Annotated in this window: 15 protein-coding genes; 7 read left to right on the plus strand and 8 right to left on the minus strand. The window is 42.2% G+C overall.

Annotated features, from left to right (window positions below; translation table 11 throughout):
• Window positions 1–21 precede the first annotated feature (21 nt).
• The gene (locus IEY42_RS14565; protein WP_188925925.1) at window positions 22–2,736 is read left to right on the plus strand and encodes a bifunctional acetate--CoA ligase family protein/GNAT family N-acetyltransferase; all 2,715 of its coding nucleotides are present in this window, start codon (window positions 22–24) and stop codon (window positions 2,734–2,736) included.
• 74 nt (window positions 2,737–2,810) lie between these two features.
• Here IEY42_RS14565 and IEY42_RS14570 read toward each other — a convergent pair whose 3' ends face one another.
• On the minus strand, window positions 2,811–3,833 hold the full coding sequence (locus tag IEY42_RS14570) for a GGDEF domain-containing protein (RefSeq protein WP_188925926.1): 1,023 nt from the start codon (window positions 3,831–3,833) through the stop codon (window positions 2,811–2,813).
• 226 nt (window positions 3,834–4,059) lie between these two features.
• On the opposite strand from IEY42_RS14570, the gene eco reads away from it, so the two are divergent.
• Window positions 4,060–4,584: a serine protease inhibitor ecotin gene (gene eco, locus IEY42_RS14575; RefSeq protein ID WP_188925927.1), complete on the plus strand. Its 525-nt coding sequence runs from the start codon at window positions 4,060–4,062 to the stop codon at window positions 4,582–4,584.
• 181 nt (window positions 4,585–4,765) lie between these two features.
• Here eco and IEY42_RS14580 read toward each other — a convergent pair whose 3' ends face one another.
• The 5 genes from IEY42_RS14580 to pssA all read right to left on the minus strand — a co-directional run bounded on the left by IEY42_RS14580 (window position 4,766) and on the right by pssA (window position 9,789).
• Window positions 4,766–5,041 (minus strand): hypothetical protein, encoded by a 276-nt coding sequence (locus IEY42_RS14580; RefSeq protein ID WP_188925928.1) that lies wholly within the window; start codon window positions 5,039–5,041, stop codon window positions 4,766–4,768.
• Window positions 5,038–7,047 carry a RecQ family ATP-dependent DNA helicase gene (locus IEY42_RS14585; protein WP_373292858.1) on the minus strand — a complete coding sequence of 670 codons (2,010 nt, stop codon included), beginning with the start codon at window positions 7,045–7,047 and terminating at the stop codon, window positions 5,038–5,040. The genes IEY42_RS14580 and IEY42_RS14585 overlap by 4 nt, the downstream gene beginning before the upstream one ends.
• 68 nt (window positions 7,048–7,115) lie before the next feature.
• Complete coding sequence (locus tag IEY42_RS14590) at window positions 7,116–7,475, minus strand: hypothetical protein (RefSeq protein ID WP_188925929.1); 360 nt, start codon at window positions 7,473–7,475, stop codon at window positions 7,116–7,118.
• A 100-nt stretch (window positions 7,476–7,575) separates the two neighbouring features.
• Window positions 7,576–8,376 (minus strand): tRNA-uridine aminocarboxypropyltransferase, encoded by an 801-nt coding sequence (locus tag IEY42_RS14595; protein ID WP_188925930.1) that lies wholly within the window; start codon window positions 8,374–8,376, stop codon window positions 7,576–7,578.
• A 72-nt stretch (window positions 8,377–8,448) separates the two neighbouring features.
• Window positions 8,449–9,789, minus strand: coding sequence for a CDP-diacylglycerol--serine O-phosphatidyltransferase (gene pssA / locus IEY42_RS14600; protein WP_188925931.1), 1,341 nt, complete (start codon window positions 9,787–9,789; stop codon window positions 8,449–8,451).
• Window positions 9,790–10,469: 680 nt separating this feature from the next.
• Here pssA and dacB point away from each other — a divergent pair.
• The 5 genes from dacB to katG all read left to right on the plus strand — a co-directional run bounded on the left by dacB (window position 10,470) and on the right by katG (window position 19,952).
• Window positions 10,470–12,110 (plus strand): D-alanyl-D-alanine carboxypeptidase/D-alanyl-D-alanine endopeptidase, encoded by a 1,641-nt coding sequence (gene dacB, locus IEY42_RS14605; RefSeq protein WP_188925932.1) that lies wholly within the window; start codon window positions 10,470–10,472, stop codon window positions 12,108–12,110.
• Between the two features lie 131 nt (window positions 12,111–12,241).
• Window positions 12,242–13,654 carry a TonB-dependent receptor gene (locus IEY42_RS14610; protein WP_188922325.1) on the plus strand — a complete coding sequence of 471 codons (1,413 nt, stop codon included), beginning with the start codon at window positions 12,242–12,244 and terminating at the stop codon, window positions 13,652–13,654.
• Between the two features lie 623 nt (window positions 13,655–14,277).
• Window positions 14,278–15,864: a putative bifunctional diguanylate cyclase/phosphodiesterase gene (locus tag IEY42_RS14615; protein WP_188925933.1), complete on the plus strand. Its 1,587-nt coding sequence runs from the start codon at window positions 14,278–14,280 to the stop codon at window positions 15,862–15,864.
• 398 nt (window positions 15,865–16,262) lie between these two features.
• Window positions 16,263–17,435 (plus strand): acetyltransferase domain-containing protein, encoded by a 1,173-nt coding sequence (locus IEY42_RS14620; protein ID WP_229780080.1) that lies wholly within the window; start codon window positions 16,263–16,265, stop codon window positions 17,433–17,435.
• A 330-nt stretch (window positions 17,436–17,765) separates the two neighbouring features.
• Window positions 17,766–19,952: a catalase/peroxidase HPI gene (gene katG / locus IEY42_RS14625; RefSeq protein ID WP_188925935.1), complete on the plus strand. Its 2,187-nt coding sequence runs from the start codon at window positions 17,766–17,768 to the stop codon at window positions 19,950–19,952.
• A gap of 107 nt (window positions 19,953–20,059) precedes the next feature.
• Here katG and pgm read toward each other — a convergent pair whose 3' ends face one another.
• Window positions 20,060–21,703: a phosphoglucomutase (alpha-D-glucose-1,6-bisphosphate-dependent) gene (pgm, locus tag IEY42_RS14630; protein WP_188925936.1), complete on the minus strand. Its 1,644-nt coding sequence runs from the start codon at window positions 21,701–21,703 to the stop codon at window positions 20,060–20,062.
• A 49-nt stretch (window positions 21,704–21,752) separates the two neighbouring features.
• Window positions 21,753–22,388, minus strand: coding sequence for a replication initiation negative regulator SeqA (gene seqA / locus IEY42_RS14635; protein ID WP_188925937.1), 636 nt, complete (start codon window positions 22,386–22,388; stop codon window positions 21,753–21,755).
• Window positions 22,389–22,557 lie beyond the last annotated feature (169 nt).

Below are 22,557 nucleotides of genomic sequence, written 5' to 3' on the forward strand. Positions count from 1 at the left end.
TTATCACCACAGGACACTAATATGAGTCAACGTAGCATTCATTCCCTTTTTAAACCCACGTCAGTCGCGGTTATTGGTGCATCAAATGGTGATAAACGTGCCGGCAAAGGCATTATGAAAAACTTATTATCCAGTGGATTTTCGGGGCCGATAATGCCCGTCACACCAAAATACACTGCGGTAATGGGAGTACTTGCTTACCCTAATATTGAAGCCCTACCAATTAAACCCGACTTAGCCATCATATGTACTAGCGCCCAAAAAGTGCCCGGCATTGTAGAACGGCTAGCTCAATTTGGCTGTAAAGTGGCCATTATTATGGCTTCGGGTATGGCGTTAAAAACCGACGAGCACGGTAACGATTTGCTCACTCTAACCAAACAATATGCTAAACGTTATGGTATGCGGCTATTGGGACCCAATAGCCTCGGGATGATTTTACCGCCCATCGGCTTAAACGCCAGTTTAGCCCATGCTGGTGCCATACCTGGCAAGATTGCTTTTGTGTCTCAATCAGCAGCCATTTGTACCACAGTGTTAGATTGGGCCAACAATAAAGGCATTGGTTTTTCATCGTTTATTTCGCTCGGTGATGCCACCGATATCGACTTTGATGAGCTGCTGGATTACCTCGGCCGCGACAGCAAAACCAGCGCTATCATGCTTTATATTGATTCCATAAATGAAAAACGCCATTTTTTATCTGCAGCCCGCGCCGCTGCGCGTAATAAACCTATTTTTGTGATCAAATCTGGCCGCAGTCATGAAGGCGTTAAAGCAGCCATGCTCCATACCGGCGGCATTGGTGGTAATGATGCCGTATATGAAGCGGCGTTTCGTCGTGCCGGTATGTTGCGGGTAAATGATTTAATTGAATTGTTTGCCGCAGTAGAGAGTCTTGCCCACTCAACCACATTAAAAGGTGAGCGGTTAATCATTATGAGCAATGGCGGCGGCCCTGCAGTATTGGCGGCTGATGAGTTAATTATCAAAGGCGGTAAATTAGCGCAGCTGTCTGACAACACCATTAACGAACTGAATCAGATTTTACCTGATACCTGGTCAAGGCAGAATCCTATCGACATGATTGGTGATGCAGACTACCAGCGCTATGCTAAAACTCTCGAGATTTTAATGAATAGCAATGATGCCGACACGATTTTAGTGTTGCATTCGCCGTCAATATTGGCTGAAAGTGTCGAGATTGCCACAAGCATCATTGACACGATTAATAAAAACCCGAATCGGCATAAGTTAAATATTTTAACCAACTGGAGCGGTGAAGACTCGGCCTATCTGGGGCGCAAACGCTTTACTAAAGCCGGCATTCCTACGTATCGGACCCCAGAGGGGGCTGTACGGGCCTTTATGCACATGGTCGAATACCGCCGGAACCAAAAATTATTGCAAGAAGTGCCGTTGTCGATACCCGACAATATCCCTGCCGATCGCAACATTGCCAAAACCTTATTACAACAGGCTCTCGAACGCGGACAAACGGTGGTAGAAACCCATCAAGCGGTTGATATATTAAAAGCCTATGGATTAAACACCATTGATACTTGGTTTGTCAGTGATGTTGACGAAGCGGTTAATGTCGCCAATAGCGCGGGTTACCCGGTCGCGCTAAAAGTGCAGTCACCTGACCTACTCTATAAATCAGATGTTCACGGCGTGGTGCTCAATTTGACTTCAGATGACGATGTCAGCCATGCAGCGCATTCGATTATCGACAGGGTTCATCAAATCAATCCACAGGCAAAAATTGATGGGTTGATTATCCAAAAAATGGCGTTAACTGCAGGCGCACAAGAAATTCGCGTGTCGGTCATTAACGACCCAGTATTTGGGCCTGCTATTTGTCTTGGCGAAGGTGGGTCTGATTGGGATCCTACCCGCGATGCCGCCGTAGCATTGCCACCACTGAATATGGCCTTAGCGCGTTACATGGTGATTCAAGCACTCAAAACCAATAAACTGCGCGACAAGCATTTACCACTGGGCCTAGACATGAATGCGCTATGTCTTATGTTGACCCAAATATCTCAGTTAGTTATCGACTGCCCAGAAATTGCTGAAATAGACATCAACCCCGTGTTAGCCGCGGGAGAAAAAATCACCTTGTTAGATGTCAATATGCGCTTGCATGACAACCCACAAGACAATATTGGTCGTTTGGCTATCATGCCTTACCCCAAAGAGTTAGAACAAACATCGACGCTTAAAAATGGTTTAACCGTTATGTTAAGGCCCATTTTGCCAGAAGATGAGCCCAAGCACTTAGAGTTTGATAATTCATTGAGCGATGAAGACAGATACAAACGTTATTTTGGAATGCGTTCAAGGATGACCCATGAAGAGATGGCAGTACTCACACAAATCGATTATGCGCGTGAAATGGCGTTTATTGCGACCACCACAACCACAAAGGGTGAAGAATTAACCTTAGGTGCAGTCAGAGCCTCTATTGACCCCGATAACACCGAGGCAGAGTTTGCGATGGCTGTCCGCAGTGATTACCAGGGGATTGGTCTGGGTAAGCTTCTGCTTGAAAAGCTGATTACGTACTACAAAAACAACAATACCTTGTACTTAACCGGTTTCACTATGTTTGAAAACCGTAATATGGCCAGTTTAGCCAAATCATTAGGTTTTACCGTATCGTTTGATATGGAAGAGCATCTGATTAAAATGCATATGGACTTAGAAAACAAAGACAAACAAACAAGCGGTTAAGCCAATACGTTAAGCAAAAAGGCCAGCAGATTGACTGCTGGCCTTTTTATTGACTATAAATCAAACAAGGTTAATTAAGCATATTTTACGCAGTTTTTACCCGCTCTTTTGGCAACATATAATTGTTCATCTGCACGCGCTAATAAGGTGTCGGCATCATCACCGGTTTGAATGCTGGCGACTCCAATCGATACCGTAATATGGCCTAAGTTTTGTTTCTTTTCTTTACCAATCGATAATTGTTTAAGTGAAATTCGTTCACGAATTTTTTCGGCCACATTGACCGCATCGGTTAACTTCGCATTGGGCAACATCACTACAAACTCTTCTCCGCCATAACGCGCCACTAAGTCATCGCCTTTTACCGTGTGTTTCATGGCCAATGCGACATAAGCCAACACTTTATCTCCAATCAAATGACCAAAGGTTTCGTTAAATTGTTTGAAATTATCTATATCTATCATCAACAAGCTGCACACGGTTTGCGTGTCGGTAAACTTAGTCATTTGTTCAGCGGCAAACAATTCATAAGCGCGGCGATTATTGAGCGAGGTTAACTCGTCGGTCATGGCCACCTTGCTTAAATTATCCATCTCGCTTTTAAGGTTGGCGATTTCATCAGACAGTGACACTAAGCTTTCAGACATGTGGCGGTTACTGGCAATCACTTGTTCCACTTCGGCAGCAATACTCATTACTAACAAGGTTAACTCATCAGAATTAGGGTTAGATTGCAGTTTTTGGTTAAACTCGCTTAAGTTGCCAGAAAAGTTTGCCGTCCCCTCGCCTAACTGCTCAATTTTATGGACCAAACTATTGATTAGAATTTGCGTTTCAATTTGGACATTTTCGATGATTTCAGGCGAGCGTTCTTCAATAAAGCGGTTATACAAACCCAGATTGACTTCTGGTGTAAACTTAACATCATTGGCAATTAAGCCATCGATAGCCCGTTTTAAATTGAGGTTGGTTTCTGCAAAATAATCAAACCAAATTGCATAGTTTTCAGGCGTGACCGGAATGGCTAACTCAGACATCTTAGGCAACACGAGGTGCAATATGTGCGAGGTTTGTTCTAAATTTTGATTATTGTGCATCGAAAACGATACCTTATGATATAAACAATGTGTCAAAGGTTATCAGTATGTTATGTCATACTTATGATCTAAACTCAATTAGAGATGTTAATTTTGAGCAAACTTTTGTTTGAAAATAAATCCTTCAAAATAACCCTTTTGTCAGTCTCTGTCGTTTAACTCGTTATTCATACTCATTAAGGAAAGACCAACAATGCACACAACCATACGATGTAAGGCGCTACTCATGGCCGCCAGTTTACTTCTCGCTAGCGTGTCATTGGCAAGTCAGGCTACACCTAAAACCAATAATGACGCAATAAACACAATCACGGTACAAACCACTGTGATGAGTGCAGAAAACTATCAAGCTCAAGCAGACACTAACATGTATCCTGCACCTCAAGGCAGCATGGTGCAGCACATATTAACCCTGCCTAAGCTTAACAGTGAGTCAGAATACTTAATTGAAATCCAGATAGGCCAAAACAAACTGGTCGATTGCAACAAGGTAAAATTAATGGGCGAGATAGAAACCATGTCGATTGATGGTTGGGGCTATCGTTATTATCAAGTGGACAGCATTATACAAGGGCCAAGTACCCTAATGATGTGTACCGATGCAAAAAAAGCACAATTTGTGGTTCTCAATGACAGCCTTACCCAAGCATACGATAGCCGTTTGCCAAAGGTATTTTATTTACCTAAAGACGCTCAATTACGTTATCGCATTTGGCAAATAGCAAGTGACTTTGAATATAGCGGCCAATAACCCCTTATAGCGTGCAAAATGGCTATATTGGTCGTTATTGTTAAAGAGTATTCATTGAGATGGCTTTCGGCCCTAAGCTCCCCGCAGCCAATATCAAAGATAAGCCAGTACTTATCTAATGATCAAAAATAACAGAGGGCTTGTCTGCGAAATGACCTTAGCTGAGGTTGAGGTCAAGCTCCTAGTAGCGTCTAACCCGAACCACTTGCATGACTTCAATTTCAAATCCAGCCACGGATTCTTTGGCTGGATAATAAATCAGGTTGACCTTTTGGCCCTGTAAACTTTTAAAGCGTTTAGGGCGTTTGTACTTAAACGGCACATCGCAACCTTCTATCATCAAGGTTTGTAATACCCACTCACCCACTTCGCGCTGGGTGTGGGACACCACTGTGACCCCCTCACTTTGAACTAAATTGGCGTGTTTTTTTAATAATGCTTCAGGAACGGGTTTCATGAATTCACCTTGTTAACAGCAGCCAGAATATCTTTGTATCGGTAAGCACTAAAACGGCCAAAGCCTTCAAATTGTTTGACTTTTAAACGGCTAAATCTTGGCATCACCATACCAGCAAGAAATTTAGCCTGTGTCGCAACAGTCACAGTGGGTAGCGATTTAGCCTGAGCCACTTGGTGTAATGGCGCAAGCAATGCAACAACGTTAGCTGAGTCTGGTAATGGAGCTAACGCCTGTTTAGATAATACCGCAATTTGACCACGACAAACACTGCAATGACCACATGATTTCGGCGCGGCTTGATCATCGAAGTATTCGGCCAGTGATGCACTTAAACAAGTGTTGAGTTCAAAAAATGCCACCAGCTGGCTAATACGGACAATTTCTTTGCGCTCGTTATCAGCAAAATAATCGCTTAACTGTACGCTTAACGCCTGTAACTGTGCAGGATTGACGAGTGCTTGTTGGTTGACGTTATACACCTGAGTGATTTTTTTAGTTTCAAGAATAATCAGCTGTTGCTCCGCTAAGTACTCTAATGCCGCCACAACACGTTGACGCTCGGCGCCATATTGTTGGTACAAACTGTCAAAATCTAACTGCCCCCAGATTTTTTTAAACAGAGTATGCTCAAATAACTGGTTTAAAAAAGCCTGACGCTCAGGATTAAAGCGGCTCAAAATAACCTGCTTATCTTCAACAAAGCGGTATTTAAAATCAGCAAAATACGCAAAGCTTGGGCTAATCACCCCAAGTAGCTCTAATTGTACAAACAAGGTTTTTAACGGCAAGCTGCGAATGTTACAGGCAGTTGATAAAGGCAACTCTTGTACTTCCCAGCGGCCTTGATCGGTTTCATCAGCAATAATCTCAAGCAATTGCTTGATACTTTCAGGCTCTGGCGTATCACCATAGACAAAATTTTCTACCGTATTAAGGCCATCTAGATTCGCTAACGTGACACAATGAGACAATTGGCCATCGCGCCCTGCACGGCCGATCTCTTGACTGTAATTTTCAATCGATTTGGGCAAATCATAATGAATAACAAAACGGATATCGGACTTATCAATGCCCATGCCAAAAGCAATGGTCGCCACAATGACTTGCACCTGATTATCCATAAACTGTTGCTGAATACTTTGGCGCGCCTCCTGCTCCATACCAGCATGATATGCGCGAGCATTAATCCCCTGGTCCATTAATACTTGTGCCACATCTTCTGCCGTTTGTTGCAAAGTCACATACACAATACCAGCACCCGTTTGGCCGTTGTTAGCATAATAATTAACGCAATCGACGAGCTGGTTATTTTTATCTTGCTGACTCACTGCCAAGACCGACAAATCAAGATTAGCGCGGTAAAAACCGGTTTGAATGATTTGTGTTGGCGTTAAACCAAATCGCGAGGCCATATCGTGCTTAACTTGCGCAGTAGCTGTCGCGGTCAGTAACAGAGTTTGTGGGATAGAAAATGCCTGGCAAAATTGCGGTATTTTTAAATAATCAGGACGAAAGTTATGACCCCACTCAGAGATACAATGGGCTTCATCGACCACCAGTAATGAAATCGGCACGGAATGTAAAAACTGTCTAAAACGTTCATTCTTAAAACGCTCAACCGACACCATTAAAATCCGGGTGCGGTTATCGCGCACATCTCGCATCACTTGTTGGGTTTGTTCATAAGTTAAACTTGAGTCAATACTGGCCGCAGCGATGCCTTTACTGGTCAAAAATGCCAGTTGATCTTTCATTAATGCTAATAAGGGTGAAATCACCAAGGTCAGATTCGGTAATTGCTGAGCACAAAATTGATAGCACAAAGACTTTCCCGACCCCGTTGGAAAAATCGCTAACGCAGACTGGCCGCTTAAGATGGTTTCGATAACTGCTTGTTGGCCAGTTCGAAAATGATCAAAGCCAAATTGCTGCTGTAATAATGAATGAAGTTTTACGGAGTTAACGCCCTGTTTAATATCAGCGTTTGGGGTCATACTTGACATAAATAATCCCGGATCATGGTGATTAAACCCAACACATCATAGGGTTATGTGAAAAGAAAATAAACGGCTTAAGGTACTACTTTACGGGCGATGTATTGATTAATCAGCTGAGTAAGCTTGTCTTCAAATTGCGCCTCAATCACATCAAGTTGCTGTTCAAACGACGCAACAAACTTAACGGCTTTGTCGTGAGACAACACTTTGCCTGCCAAACTGTATTGAAATTCAATGAGGGACTTGTCAAAACGAGGCGCTAAAAACCACTGGCATATATCGGCATTTAAATGCACTAAAGCACGTTCAGCTAATTGACAAAAAGTGGCAATGTGATCAACGCCATCAGGGCCTAAACACCCAGGTTCAAGACGATATAAAATCACTAATTTTGTCGCGCTCTGTTGTGAGCGAATGTTGAGCAAGTCTTCCATAATACCTGCTATACCGTCCTTGTTAATAAAATGAAACCACTATCGCGTTATCTAATTAGCATCCCGTAAAAGCGGTCAATATGCAAATGTGACCTGCGATTTAGTCTACTTGTTGCTTGCTCGCGTTAAGCGCATCAGTAAAGGCGCCGATATAGTGTTCAATTGGGGTTAAGGTTTCTTTAGCTCGACGATTACGCCCAAGCAGTGATGATTCAACAAACAAATCAAACCAGGCAGAAAGGGCTAAACCGTTTTGTGGTTCGTGTGCTGCACTTAACGCTAATGACGCTACTTCAGCGGTACCTAATTGAAAATCATGGCTGCCTTTACGCAACGCATAAGTCGCTAAGGTTTCTGGTGCAAACGACAACACCGGCATTAAATGTAAATATGGGCTTTTACGGTACATTTTAATGGCTTCTCGCCAGCTACCATCTAACATCACCAACAAGGGCGTTTTAACCTTGTGGCTGGGTTGTAATAACGCTTGCGGCATAATTTGATTCACCACAGGTTGTTGATTTTCGATGTACTGCTGCGGAAACACTAAATAAGGCTGGTAGTGCGGATCATCTAAAAGCGCCAACATCTGTTGATCAGTGTTAGTTCGAGTCCACAAAAAGGCATGCGTATCTGGAATTAAATCGGCAATTAAGCGGCCACTGTTAGTGGGTTTTAACACTTCATCATTATACATAATCAGCATAAAACTGACCTGAGTAGTCAAAAACTGGCGATGTTTACAGGTGCAAAATAATTCACCCAACAAACATAAATCACAGCGAATGAGCTTTTTACCTCGAGCGCCAAACGGTTTGGTTGACAGCGACTTACGGTATGCATGCAGGCGATGAACTGCATGTATAGGTGCTTTTGGGGTTTGACTAACAGCTTGGGTCATAAAAAACTCTGAAGTGAAAAAAATTCATCACCCTGAGGTGATGAATGTAGAATATTGATTATACACTGAGAATTATAGAATACGTCGCAATAAAAAGTCAGCTTTTAAACGGCGAATGCGGTTCATGATCTTTTTCACAGGTTTTGGGTATTTACGTAACGTATCGATTTGGCTGTAATGAAATAAGCGTTCAGTGTGCAACAAGATGTGCTGCTGTTCGGCGATAAACGACGCTTTCCAACTACCCGACTCATCATGTAGCAATAAACCATTTTCTAAATCTAATGCCCAGGCGCGAGGGTTGAGGTTAGAACCTGTAATCAAGTGTTTACGGTTATCGGCACTGATACCTTTTAAATGGAAACTGTTAATACCGTCTTTCCATAAATGGATATTCAACTGGCCGTTTTCGATAGCCCACTGCTGACGTTTAGCAAATTTTCGTAACGATTGTTCATACATGTAAGGCAATGCACCAATGGTCGAAAAATCTTGCTCTGGCGGAATATAAAAATCATTTGCCGTTTTGTCACCCACCACAATATCAATCTTTTTACCTGCTCGCAGGTGTTTGGCTAATGCCCTGCTCAACACGGCAGGAGGATTAAAATAGGGCGTACAAATAAACAAGTGCTCTTTAGATGTTTCAACCAGTTTAATCACAGTATTATTTAATTGGTTCTTTTTACGACCTAAACCAATTAAAGGGGTAACCCGATTGCCAACTGTTGTAGATTGGTACTGATAAGTTGCCTGAGATAATCGATGTTTAAATGTTTTAACATCTTGTTTTTCAGGGTTGATTTCATTCGCAGCGGCATGACTCAACACACTCACGGCAGAGTCGCTGGTAATGTGTTGTTTAATCATGTCGCGCATACTGCGAGCTAATTCAGCGCTCTCGATTACGTGGTAACGGTCAAAACGGTATTTGTCTTTTTGTTGCAAGTAAATATTGTTAATGCTGGCGCCACTGTAAATCACTGCATCGTCAATAATAAAACCTTTGAGGTGCAACACCCCCATAAACTCACGTGACTTTACCGGTACACCAACAATATCAAATGGATGCTCAGCGTTAGCCATCAAGTTGCGATAAAGAATGTAATTGCCGCTATCGCCTTTATGGCCAATTAAGCCACGACGAGCACGGTGGTAATCAACTAATACTTTGATGTCTAAATCTGGTTGGCGTGCTTTTGCGGCTAATAATGCATGCAAGACTTCACGGCCTGCTTCATCGTCTTCGACGTATAACGCGGCAATATAAATTGAAGATGTTGCAGACTCAATTTTAGCTAATAAGGCTTGCTTAAAATCCTTAGGATTAAGTAACCAAGACACAGCATCAGCTTTTAGCGCAATACCACCTAGCTTATCCAGCAAGGCATCCTCCTTAAAATGGGTGAACATCGCAGTGCAATGAGAAAAAATGAACAAACATCACAGGACAGGTTTCACTGTTACACTTGTGATTTTTACCACTCATTGACTTTACTTTTAATCGGCTACAAGTGGGCATCAATCAAATAGACTTTGTTGATGTACTAACTTGGTTATCGATATTTTTGGCCTAACAAATATTGCGGTTTTCCGTACTCACAAACACCGTAAAGCGTGGTACTCGAATCACATGTTCGTTTTGGCGCATAATTTAGCTGATAGAAATTACCGACTAACAAGGGGATGAGCAAGGTGTTTCTTACTTAAAGGCGGTTTTAATGGCCTTATTTGTATAAAATATGGGCGACAGCACTAAAATATTACCTATCTGTTTGCTAAGCGAGCAGCTTGAATATTGGGTAAATGGCTTTAAATTTGTATTACTGTCTTTTTTTAAGAGAGTATTGTTTGACACAAATACCCAATAAGACGAGCACAATGATAGTGCTAACCTCTTGGCGTTCTTTGTGTACAGAGCTACTTTCAGCTTGCCTCATGTTCACTTGAAACAAATAGCGGTGAAACACTCTCCGTAATATATTTTATTCATCAACGTCATAGCCATATCAGCGATTGCTTTGTTAAGCTAAAATATATTTACACCGTACCCAGATTGAACATAATCCTTTTTATATAAGTTGTAGGCCGATATGTATTTAACGTTATTAACGGCGTCACCCCACTCTCTTACCAAATATCTTGCGGGTTTAGTTTATGCGTTAGCCCGCCCAATCTTAGGTGTAAGTGTATTATGTGGGGTGATTAATCAGGCAAGTGCTGAAATCGTTATTCCGCCGAGTTTAGCATCAAGCTCAACCACTCAAGCCCCTTCAGAGCTCGCTGCAACTCAATACCTTGACGATATGTTGCAATTACTTAAGCCTACCTATTCGCAATTGGGCATTAGCGTATGGGATATGACCACTCAGCAAGCCGTGTTCAGTTACAATAATCAATCGTTAATGCAACCAGCCAGTATTCAAAAGCTGCTTACAGCACTGGCCGCGACAAAACAATTAGGCCAGGGATTTTATTATCAAACCCAACTCAGCACTTACTCTGAGCTACCCATTGATGAACAGCAAATCGTTAACGGGGTATTTCGAGGAGACATTTATATCGAATTTAGTGGTGATCCCACGCTCGAGTATCAAGATTTACAACAGTTATTGGCATCGCTAAGCACACGAGGTATCACTGAAATCAGCGGGCAAATTATTTTAGTCAGTGAGCAAGACAGCCAATTGCAAGCTCCTGGTTGGGTTTGGGACGACTTAGGCATTTGTTATGCCGCGCCAATATCACCTTTTATTATTGATAAAAATTGTGTTTATGGCCGTTTATCTACTACAGGTTATGATAAAACTGCCACCATTAATATGGTAGGAAAGCGCCCGATTGAAATTACCAATGAGGCCTATTTTATTAATCCCGTGGTGGCCCAATCACAACACAAGCTGGCACCGACAGGATCGGTTTATGCTCAAGCCAATAGCCAACCGGCTTGTCAATTAACCTTAAGCCGCTTTGATAATAATCGTTATCACCTTAGCGGTTGCCATTTGGGTGCTAAATCGCTGCCATTGGCGATTGCCATTACAGACCCCGCCCTTTATGCCAAAAACATTGTCGACAAACAATTAACCACTCTTGGAATACAGCACAAGGCACCTATGGTGCTCAGCCAAAGCCAAATAACACCTGCTGCAGGGCTACAACATTATGTGATTGCTAGCCATCACTCGGAAACCTTAACTGATTTGCTGTCGACCATGTTGTTAAAATCTGACAACTTAATCGCCGACAGTTTATTGAAGAAAGTCGGCGAAGCTTATTTTCAAGCCCCCAGTGACTTTGCTCGAAGCAGCCAGGCTATGAAAGCCATTTTGTATTCGTTAGGAATTGATTTAGCCGACGCCAACTTAGCCGACGGGTCGGGTTTGTCACGCTACAACTTACTCAGTGCAGAACAAGTGTTAAGTGTATTAACAACGGTTTACCAGATGCCTGAATATCATTTTTTACTCGATACTTTGCCTGAGTCGGGTGTCAGCGGTACCTTACGCTATAAACGCTACTTTAATAAATCACCGTTAAAAAACCATGTTTTTGCCAAAACCGGCAGCATGTTAGGCGTGGCCAATTTAGCCGGCAGAGTCAAAGCCAGTAACGGCCATGATTATTTATTTGTACTCATTGAAAACGGCTTAAGCCCACAAATTAAAAAACAACAAAAAGCACCTTTTTCGGCGGTGTTTCTACAAACTATGTTGGATGTGCCTATCAATTAATCGCCATTTACACTCAGGCTGTTGGCACAATAAAACTTCAATAATTTCAATCTAACACTGACAGATATAGACTGTTGCGCTAACATTGCCAGCAGTATGTAAACGTTAGTTGTAAATCGTGTGGAGATAATATGGATAAGCAAGTCAGTTCACGTGGCACCAAAGAAAAAGCCCTTCGTCTTAATTTAGATGAAAAGAAGTACGGCACCATCGTTGAAATTGGTGCTGGCCAGGAAGTGGCACGTAACTTTTTTGTGGCAGGTGCAGCAGCCGGAACAATCGCTAAAACCATGTCGGCATACGATATGAAATTCTCTGACGCTATTTACGGCGTACAAGAAGACGGCCGCTATGTCAGCAAAGCCCGAGTCCTTGCGATGATGGAGCAAGAATTCGATTTAGTGGTTGACCGTGTCGGGGGCGTTCGCTCTAAATCTTCACGTTACTTTACTTACGCTGCGACCGTTTCAGCCAAAAGTTTCAACCGTAAAAATGAATGCCACGCCTGGTGTGGTGTGCGAATTCAAATGTACCCTGGCGCAGAGCCGTCTAACATTATTGTCCATGTGCGCATGTTTGACGATACCGCCGAAGCTCAACAACAAGCATTAGGCATATTAGGGGTAAACCTGATTTACGCCAGTTACTATTATTTTGAAGACCCAAAAATGATTATCGACTCACTGAGCGATAACATGAAAGCCAATCGAATTGAAATTGATTGTATCGACTTTCAAGGGCCTTACTTTGAAGATGTAGATAATCAAGCTAAAAACATTCACCTTATTCGCAGCTGGAAAACCCGCGCGATTATGTTTAAAGCCGATGGCAGCGTCGCTGTACCAGCAGACATGCTGTACAAAAAGAATGTATTAACCATTCGTGGCTCGTTTAAACCGATTACTAAACTCAATGTAGATATGATTGAGCAAGGCTATAAAGCTTTTGCCACACAAGAAGGCGTAACAAATAAAAATACTGTATTAATTGCTGAAATATCCCTAAATGACTTGCACGGTAAAGATGCCAATATGTCTGAAAAAGACATTATGGAGCGCGTTAAGTTGCTTAATTTATTGGGCTATAACGTGATGATCTCGGATTACACTCGTTACTTCTCATTACGGGCTTATTTCCGCCAATATACCCAATTACAAATTGGTATTGTGGTGGGCATCGTCAATATTAAACAAATTTTCGACGAAGAATATTACCGCGGTATGGAAGGCGGCATTCTTGAAGCCTTTGGCAAATTATTCCCTGATAACACCCGTTTATTTGTGTACCCTGAACGCGATGACAAAGGTGAAATAAATGATTTAAACACCCTCAGTGTGCCTAATAATCTGCGTTACTTATTCCGCCATGTGCTCGATAACGGTTTTATCACCAGCATTGAGTCAAGTAACCCCGAGTTGTTTAATATTTTTTCCAGAGAAATTTTACAACAAATTTGTCGCGGCCAAGGAGAATGGGTTGATACCGTACCCGAGCCCGTCAGTAAAGCCATTATGGAACACAAACTATTTGGTTATAGAGGCTAACACCCGCAGTCGATTAACCTATTTACAACCTCTATGCGGTTATATCTTTGATGATATAGCCGCATTTTTATAATGTGAGAACACTTAAATTAAGCGTAAATTCAAATTTTACACTATGGTTATATCATCACTTTGGGAGCATTCGATTTAAAAATCATCACAATTGACCAGGCTGGAGTATCAAGTTACGTCGAATGGACTCAATACACAGTAAACTGATTTAATCCCGTCTTAAGAACACACACTACAATCAATACGCTTAACTTGATTAAGACGTTGTACTTATTTATATACCCAAACAACCTGAAGATGCTCGATTTCAGCAAGAATTTACATGCGTTTTGGCAAGGCATTGATTGCGGGAAATGGTTGTTCCCCTTCCACAATCAACTAAATTAACAAAAGCCGCAGCATAAACGCGTGTAAAACTTACCCTTTTGGAGTTTCAACGTGTTCCTCTGATGTTTAAAACAAGAGCGTTGTTGAGTTAATTTTATAAGGTGCCTGCATTATCGCATTAACGCGCCTAGTATTAAAAACACGGTGAAGCTCTGAAACACGTATCTTCAAGTTGATTGGGTATACAGCTCCCCCACCCAGTTCATTGACACAGGACATGACGATTGCTACAGATTTCAGCTTTGTTAATGCTCGTATTAGGGATCGGATTATTAGTTTACAGCTTACGAGCAGTAACTGACATTTGTCACAAAGACACAAGCCTAGGATGGCGAATTCTGCGCTCACTCATTGTCTTCTTTATAATGGGTTACCTTGGCGTATTTTATTATTTATGTGAACGTGATGACATTGCCACGGCTGATATCATTTTCTGCGTGATCATGCTCTTTGGTGGTGGTTTTGTGGTATTGGTGACACGCCTTAGTTTACTCAGTTTGCTTAAAGTAAAAAAGTTGGTAATAAGTGAGCGTAACCTTGCATTACATGACAGTTTAACTGGCTTGCCCAATCGAAAATACTTGATGGCAGCGTTAGATAAACACTTTGTCTTAAACAAACCTTTTAGTTTATTGATGTTAGATTTAAACCGCTTCAAACAAGTTAATGACGCACTGGGGCATCATTATGGTGATTTGTTGCTCATTGAAGTCGGAAAAAGGATGAATGAAAAACTGCCGCATAATGTTCAGTTATTTCGATTAGGCGGTGATGAGTTTGCCGCAGTTATCGGCCAATCTTCTCAATCTCAAGTCGACAGCACTATCGATGCAATTCAAAATGCACTCGACTCAGCCTTTTTTATTGAAAACTATGAGTTAGTGGTTGGGGTTAGCATAGGTGTGAGTCATTTCCCGAGTCAAACTCGTGATATCGGCCAACTGTTACAACAGGCCGATATTGCCATGTACACCAGTAAGCGATTATCGAGCGCCTATTGTGAATATCACCCATCGATGAACGATAATGCAGCCGAAAAAGTCAATATCATCTCATTGTTGAAACATGCACTTTATCACCAAGAGTTTCGGTTATGGTATCAACCCATCATTAGGCTCAGCGATAACCGTATTTATGGTGTTGAAGCATTAATTCGCTGGCCGCGTCCCGATGGCAGTTATTTTAGCCCAAGTGTGTTTATCCCGATTGCAGAACAAACCGCATTAATAAATAAAATGACCACTTGGGTGTTAACACAAATCACCAAAGATCTGCTCTATTTTGACAGTATTGGCTTAGCGCTATGTATCCATGTCAATTTATCGGCGAAAGATTTACAAGACCCTAATATTATTGAACAGTGCGTTAGCTTGTTAGAAAACAATCAATCATCACAAAAAATTATGTTTGAAATTACCGAAAGCGCCATGATGATTAATGTTGAGCAAGCAAAAAAAGCAATGGATAGAATCGCGATGGCAGGTGGGAAATTCAGTATCGATGATTTTGGAACAGGCTTTTCATCCCTTGAAATGTTACGCGACCTGCCGGTAACGCAAATTAAAATTGACCGTTCATTTATCAACAATATCCATCATCAAGATGCCGACTTAGCCATTGTTAAATCGGTCATTTATTTAGCCACTCATTTAAATTACTCGGTTGTTGCTGAAGGCATTGAACATGCAGACACAGCTGAATTAATCCAGTCACTCGGAAGCCACCTTGCTCAAGGGTACTTTTTTGCTAAGCCTATGCCCAAATCTGAACTTAGCCAAATCTTACAACTGCCCCTTTCTTCAATAAGTTAAGCTGCATCGCTTGCCATGTGACGCGTCAATTCGCGTTATTAGTATCACAAATGACAAAATTTAACGTGTTCTTGGTTAATATGCTGATTTTAAAAGTGTAAGTGAATCCTTTTTAGCGAGTTCAGCTTAATAAAACATGTAAAAAATTGTTTTCGCCGTTGCTAATGTAAATGTTTGTCATTTACAATCTCGATCTTGAATATTGGCTACTCACATTGACACATAATCAGAAAACGCATTTCTCAATCAATTAGTCTATTGCTAAATAACCGCCTTGAAGCAATATCAATGTTGTACGGACTATCGACTAGGTATTTTATGCACCTTATATCATCCATAACGATTCTGCCTTACAGGCCGTACTGGCTAACCACACAATGCAAAAGCGAGTGTATCTTATGAGTGCTAATCAACCAATCAATGCACTAGATGGCGCAGTCAAAGCGAAACGAATATCGAGCATTGATATGATGCGCGGCGCGGTGATGTTGATTATGCTGCTTGATCATGTTCGTGAACGTTTTTACTTACACATGCAAGTGAGCGATCCCATGGATTTAAATACCACTTCATGGGAATTGTTTATTAGCCGATTTGCCGCCCACTTTTGCGCCCCTATATTTGTGTTTTTAACAGGGGTATCAGCTTGGTTATATGCCAACCGCAACCCCTTACAACCACGTTCAGCGCGTGAGTTTTTAGTCAAACGGGGCCTGTTTTTAATCGGACTTGAAATAGTTGTGATCAATATTTCATGGATGGGCAACTATCACACCTTGTGGCTACAGGTCATATGGGTGATAGGCCTTAGCATGCTCACCTTGGCTGCATTAATCAATTTACCTCGTCCTATCATGGCGCTGTTAGGCTTTGCGATAGTATTTGGTCATAACCTATTAACCCCAATTCAGTTTATGCCCAATGAATGGGGCTATAGCTTATGGACTATTTTGCACGATCGGGGCTATTTAATTGCTGATGGCGTGTTAAAAGTGAAAATCAGCTACCCAGCACTACCTTGGATGGGTGTGATTTTACTGGGTTATGCCGCAGGACCAATATTTTCAAAATCGTCCATCGCTAACAAGCGCCAACGCCAATTACTTCAATTGGGTATTGGCTGCTTAGTGCTATTTATCATTTTACGAGGCGGCAATATTTATGGTGAAACACTACCCTGGCAAATGGGCAACAATTTAGGTGAGACGTTAATGTCGGTATTTAACTTAACTAAGTACCCTCCCTCATTAAGCTTTTTATTGATAACCCTTGGGGTCATGTTTATCGGCTTAGTGGGCTTTGAGCGCTTAAACAATCAGTTTGGCCAGGTATTGATGACCTTTGGCTCGGTGCCCATGTTTTTCTATATTCTGCATTTATATGTATTACTGCTTGTATATAGCATCAGTAAATACGTTTTTGGTGCCAATCATGGTGAACTATTAGGCGTTGACAATATGGCTTGGGTTTGGCTGATCGCCTTAAGCTTAATCGCTCTTTTGTATTATCCAGTAAAGCGATTTAGTGCCTATAAACAAGCCAGTCAGCAAGCGTGGATTAAATATTTATAATTCCTCAAATCTCACCCCATGTGGTGCCAGAAATAACCGGCACCACATGATTTATCTCTTCCCCCCTTTTATCAACATTCATTGAAAAACCTTTACCACACATCCATAAATTTAATGACTTAGATCATAATTTTAGAAGAAATAAATCTTTAACCTAGTTTATTCATAATTGGACTATTATTAATCAGTTTTTGTACTTTTTTGTATTAGCAAAACCGATTGGACAGATAGAAAAATCTCGCTTTAATTTGTAATCACAGTCAGTTAGCCTAAAAAAGTAATCCAATGATGCTTAACGTTTAAACTATTTAAGTGATAAAGGAACATCTCATGGAAAAAACACAACAATCACTCGGTAAATGCCCGGTAAATCACGGTGGCAATACCGCTGTCGCCAGCGATGTAATGGAGTGGTGGCCGAACGCACTTAACCTCGATATTCTTCATCAACACGACAGTAAATCAGATCCGATGGGTCCTAATTTCGATTATCGTGAAGCATTTAAATCATTAGACCTTACTGCCGTAAAACAAGATCTCACCGCATTAATGACAGAGAGCCAAGATTGGTGGCCAGCCGACTGGGGACATTATGGTGGTTTGATGATCCGTATGGCTTGGCACTCAGCAGGTACATACCGTATTGCAGATGGTCGTGGCGGTGCTGGTACAGGTAATCAACGTTTTGCCCCTCTCAATAGCTGGCCAGATAACGGTAACCTTGATAAAGCACGTCGTCTTTTATGGCCAATTAAAAAGAAATATGGCAACAAGCTGTCTTGGGCAGACTTAATCATTTTAGCCGGTACGGTTGCCTATGAATCAATGGGCTTAAAAACCTTTGGTTTTGCTGGTGGACGTGCAGATATCTGGCACCCAGAAAAAGACATTTACTGGGGTTCTGAAAAACAATGGCTGGCCACTAGCGGCTCAGAAAATAGCCGTTACTCTGGTGAGCGAGACCTTGAAAACCCACTCGCAGCTGTAATGATGGGCTTGATTTACGTTAACCCTGAAGGGGTTGATGGTAACCCCGATCCGCTCAAAACCGCACACGATATTCGCATTACTTTCGCGCGCATGGCAATGAATGACGAAGAAACCGTTGCCCTTACCGCGGGCGGACACACGGTAGGTAAGTCGCACGGTAATGGTCGCGCAGAAAACTTAGGCCCAGATCCAGAAGGTGCTGATTTAGAAGATCAAGGTTTGGGTTGGATAAATAAAACCAGCCGTGGAATTGGCCGTGACACAGTAACCAGTGGTATTGAAGGTGCATGGACCACAAACCCAACGCAATGGGATAACGGCTACTTTGAGCTATTACTGAATTACGATTGGGAACTCACCAAAAGCCCTGCGGGAGCATGGCAATGGAAGGCTATCGATCTTAAAGAAGAGCACAAGCCTGCAGACGTTGAAGACCCGTCAATAAAAGTTGAACCCATGATGACTGACGCCGATATGGCGATGAAAATGGATCCTAAATACCGTAAGATTTCAGAACGTTTTTATAAAGACCCTGCTTACTTCTCTGACGTATTTGCTCGCGCCTGGTTTAAGTTAACTCACCGAGATCTAGGACCTAAAGCACGTTACTTAGGCCCAGATGTACCAGCAGAAGAGTTAATTTGGCAAGACCCTGTACCACAAGTGGATTACAGCTTAACTGAGCAAGAAGTTAGCGACTTAAAAGCTAAAATCTTAGCGACGGGTTTATCTGTTGCTGAGTTAGTGGCTACCGCATGGGACAGCGCCCGCACCTTCCGAGGCTCTGATTTCCGTGGTGGTGCAAATGGTGCCCGTATTCGTTTAGCGCCACAAAAAGATTGGCAAGGTAATGAACCTGCAAGATTGCAAAAAGTGCTTGCTGCACTCGCTAGCGTTCAAAGTGGTTTGAGTAAACCAGTGAGCATGGCAGACCTTATTGTTCTGGGCGGCACGGCGGCCGTTGAACAAGCAGCAAAAGCTGCTGGCGTTAACATTACTGTGCCATTTACCGCTGGTCGCGGTGATGCTACGCACGAGCAAACTGATGTTGAGTCATTTGATGTGTTAGAGCCATTACATGATGCTTATCGTAACTGGCAAAAGAAAGACTATGTCGTACAGCCAGAAGAGATGATGCTAGACCGTACCCAACTTATGGGCTTAAGCGCACATGAAATGACAGTATTGGTTGGCGGTATGCGTGTATTAGGCACGAACTACGACAACACTCAACATGGGGTATTTACCGATAATGTTGGCGTGTTATCAAATGACTTCTTTGTTAATTTGACGGACATGTCATATAGCTGGAAACCTGCCGGCACTAACCTGTACAACATTGTTGAACGTGGTACAAATAAAGTGAAGTGGACAGCAACCCGCGTTGATCTGGTCTTTGGTTCAAACTCTATTTTACGCTCGTACGCTGAAGTTTATGCGCAAGACGATGCTAAAGAGAAGTTTGTAAAAGACTTTGTTAAAACATGGACTAAAGTGATGAATGCCGATCGATTTGATCTCGCATAACCCTCACTGTTAGACACAAAAAAGCACTGATTATTCAGTGCTTTTTTATTTAAACTTTAAAAATTACTGCCGTAATCTTATTCTAACCAAACCTAACTAAATCAGGCTTAACCTTTTAAAGCCGAATCAATCATAGTTTGCGCCTGGGCGATAATATCATCAAGATGTTGTTGGCTTACAAAGCTTTCAGCGTAGATTTTAAATAGCGCTTCAGTACCAGATGGACGCGCTGCAAACCAGCCGTTTTCGGTAGTCACTTTAATCCCACCAATTGCCGCATTATTTCCTGGTGCATGACTTAAAATCGCAGTAATGGCTTCGCCTGCAAGCTCAGTATCGGTAAAACTTGCTGCATTGAGCAATTCAAACTTAGCTTTTTTCTTAAGGCTTATTGGGCTATCAATACGAGTATAAAAGCTTTCGCCAAATTGATCCGTAAGCTCTTTATAACGCTGCGCTGGGGTTTTACCGGTCACAGCTAAAATTTCAGCCGCAAGTAGCGCCAAAATAAAGCCATCCTTATCGGTACACCAGGTGCTGCCATCACGTTTTAAAAACGCTGCGCCAGCACTTTCTTCACCGCCAAAGGCAATAGTACTGTGGGCTAAACCATCCACAAACCATTTAAAGCCCACTGGTACTTCTAAACATGGGCGACCTAGCGCATGACAAACCCTATCGATCATCGCACTCGATACCAGCGTTTTACCTACCGATAATGAAGCTGACCATTGCGGACGATGAGTCATTAAGTAATCGATGGCCACGGCTAAATAATGGTTAGGGTTCATTAAACCAAAGCCTGGGCACACAATGCCATGGCGGTCATAATCAGGATCGTTACCAACGCACAAATCATAACTTTCGCTATGGGCTAACAACCCGGCCATAGCATAAGGTGATGAGCAATCCATACGAATTTTGCCGTCTTTATCCAGCGGCATAAAACCAAAGGTTGGATCAACTTTGTCATTCACCAAGGTAATATCAAGGCCATATTGCGCTGCGATTTGCTCCCAATAATAAATACCAGAGCCACCAAGAGGATCGACGCCTAAACGAATGTTGGCTTTTTTAATCGCCTCCATGTCAATCACTTGTGCAAGTGATTCAACATACGGCGCAATAAAATCAACTTCATCAATCCAGCCAGATTGTACCGCAACACCATAATTGACCTTTTTAACACCGCTTAATTGCTCGGCAAGATAATGGTTGGCTTTGGCTTCGATGATTTTAGTGATGTCACCTTCTGCAGGGCCGCCATGTGGCGGATTGTATTTAATACCACCATCTTGCGGCGGGTTATGCGACGGAGTAATAATGAGTCCATCAACTAATGCTGCAGGCTCAGAGGCATTGGCACGCACAATGGCTTGTGACACCACAGGCGTAGGCGTAAAACCATCGTCTTTTTGAATGAGCATTTTGACTTGATTAGCCGTTAATACTTCAACCACCGACATAAATGCCGCATAAGACAAGGCGTGAGTATCAAAACCGACAATCATCGGGCCGGTGATACCCGCAGATTGACGATAATCCACAACGGCTTGGGCAATGGCCCAAATGTGGTTTTGGTTGAAGCTGGCGTTAAAAGCACTGCCACGGTGACCTGATGTACCAAATGTCACTTTTTGCTGCACATCTTCCACATTGGGAATAATGCGATAATAGTGACTCATCAATTTAGGAATATTCACTAAATCCGTTTGTAAAGCTTGCTGTCCTGCGCGTTGATGAATGGCCACAAGTGGTCTCCTATGAGTATACGAAAATTGATGAAAAACTTAAAAAATTTTAAATATAGTCTGCGATGGTGCGGGCATATTCACTGTCACAACCTAAATGCTCTAATACTTCGGTAAAAATGTTTTGTTTTTTGGCGGTATTATTATTGGTTGTGACCCAAAAGCCACTGGCACCGATTTCTTTTGGGTTCGATGATTGGCTTGAATCCAGTAATGCTTGCTTAGAACGAGCAAAATACAAACGACCTTTACCTTGAATGTCGAGTACTTTATTAAAATCACTGCCAGTTGCCGCCTGTAAATTACCGAGTAACCACATAAAACGGCCAACTGCGCCTTTTTGTTGAGCTAATAAATGTTCATTAACAATCGATTTAAAGTCAATCTCAGTTACGCCTTGTGCAATGTGAGCCTCAACCTCAGGTTGAGCTTGAACTGCCATGACTTTTTCGACAGCAGCTTTAGCCTGATTAAATAACTCACTACGCTGAGATTCTGCTTCTGTTGTTTCTGCGGGTTCGGCTTCAAGGCTCGGTTCGCTGATCGCTTGCGGTAAATCAACCTCTACGCTTTCCACTGATAAATGCAATAATCGACGTAAAATATCAGAAGCACTCTCACCAATACGTTCCGTTTTACTGGCAATAAAACGATAAAGTTCTTCATCAATTTCAATGTATTTCATCAGAGTCATCCTTATTCTTCTATTTGTCTTAGGCTTAACGTCAGTGCGTAACACGTTAAACAGGCGATCGCCGATCAAAATAATTTAGTGCGATCAAAAATATGGCTTCAGTGTAAGCCAAGCTTAACCTACTAATAAAGTAGCAAAATCATTTAATGGCACATATTCA

Origin of the sequence: Shewanella algicola (genome assembly GCF_014648035.1) — a bacterium.
Classification (GTDB): Bacteria; Pseudomonadota; Gammaproteobacteria; order Enterobacterales; family Shewanellaceae; genus Shewanella; species Shewanella algicola.

What these genes read in the sequence shown, in the direction of transcription:
- IEY42_RS14565 (WP_188925925.1), top strand. Translation starts at nt 22, where the DNA reads ATGAGTCAACGTAGCATTCATTCCCTTTTTAAACCCACGTCAGTCGCG.
- IEY42_RS14570 (WP_188925926.1), bottom strand. Translation starts at nt 3,833, where the DNA reads ATGCACAATAATCAAAATTTAGAACAAACCTCGCACATATTGCACCTC.
- eco (WP_188925927.1), top strand. Translation starts at nt 4,060, where the DNA reads ATGGCCGCCAGTTTACTTCTCGCTAGCGTGTCATTGGCAAGTCAGGCT.
- IEY42_RS14580 (WP_188925928.1), bottom strand. Translation starts at nt 5,041, where the DNA reads ATGAAACCCGTTCCTGAAGCATTATTAAAAAAACACGCCAATTTAGTT.
- IEY42_RS14585 (WP_373292858.1), bottom strand. Translation starts at nt 7,047, where the DNA reads ATGTCAAGTATGACCCCAAACGCTGATATTAAACAGGGCGTTAACTCC.
- IEY42_RS14590 (WP_188925929.1), bottom strand. Translation starts at nt 7,475, where the DNA reads ATGGAAGACTTGCTCAACATTCGCTCACAACAGAGCGCGACAAAATTA.
- IEY42_RS14595 (WP_188925930.1), bottom strand. Translation starts at nt 8,376, where the DNA reads ATGACCCAAGCTGTTAGTCAAACCCCAAAAGCACCTATACATGCAGTT.
- pssA (WP_188925931.1), bottom strand. Translation starts at nt 9,789, where the DNA reads ATGTTCACCCATTTTAAGGAGGATGCCTTGCTGGATAAGCTAGGTGGT.
- dacB (WP_188925932.1), top strand. Translation starts at nt 10,470, where the DNA reads ATGTATTTAACGTTATTAACGGCGTCACCCCACTCTCTTACCAAATAT.
- IEY42_RS14610 (WP_188922325.1), top strand. Translation starts at nt 12,242, where the DNA reads ATGGATAAGCAAGTCAGTTCACGTGGCACCAAAGAAAAAGCCCTTCGT.
- IEY42_RS14620 (WP_229780080.1), top strand. Translation starts at nt 16,263, where the DNA reads ATGAGTGCTAATCAACCAATCAATGCACTAGATGGCGCAGTCAAAGCG.
- katG (WP_188925935.1), top strand. Translation starts at nt 17,766, where the DNA reads ATGGAAAAAACACAACAATCACTCGGTAAATGCCCGGTAAATCACGGT.
- seqA (WP_188925937.1), bottom strand. Translation starts at nt 22,388, where the DNA reads ATGAAATACATTGAAATTGATGAAGAACTTTATCGTTTTATTGCCAGT.